The organism is Cellulomonas sp. P4_H12, assembly GCF_056400905.1.
This window is the reverse complement of sequence record NZ_JBFUKJ010000144.1, coordinates 1-530: the sequence shown is the minus strand read 5'-3', so window position 1 is coordinate 530 and position 530 is coordinate 1. Positions and strand designations below refer to the sequence as shown.

1 protein-coding gene is annotated in these 530 nt (G+C 69.2%); it reads right to left on the bottom strand.

The features are described from left to right. Positions 1-136: 136 nt before the first annotated feature. A complete protein-coding gene (locus AC1DQC_RS20230) occupies positions 137-493 on the bottom strand; it encodes a hypothetical protein (protein ID WP_477053011.1) in 357 nt (118 codons plus the stop codon). Between the last annotated feature and the right edge of the window lie 37 nt (positions 494-530).

Genomic DNA, 530 nt, shown 5'->3' with positions numbered 1-530 from the left:
GTCCCTTCCAGTGCGAACCCGCTCGACCGACTGCCGGTCGAGTCGCCACGACGATGGCGCACGGGTTCTCCACCACGAAGGGCGCTTTCACTGGATCCGCGAGCTACCTCGCGGTCATCGCGCCGCGGCCGCCCGACTAGCCGGGCACACCGGCCGGATCGAACGCGGTGGGAGYGGCCGGCGCAGATGTCGGTGCCGACGCCCCGGACGTGGCCGACGATCCACGCTGCCCGGAACTGTCACTCGACCCCGACCCGGTGCCGCTCGTACCGCCGTTCGGCACAGGCCCTCCCGTGGGATCCACGGCCGACCCGGTGACATCGACAACCGCCCACTTGCCCTGCACATACCGCAGCCGGATCCGATAGGTGCCGGACTGCTTCGAGGTACTCAGCGCGCTGGTCCACTGGACCGTCGTCTCGGCGACGACCTCGTCACCCGACTGGTACGTGATGCTGCCGCCGGAATCCGACCGCCCGGTGAACACGGTCACCTTGTTGACGGTCGGATTCACCAGCAGCCCACGCAGA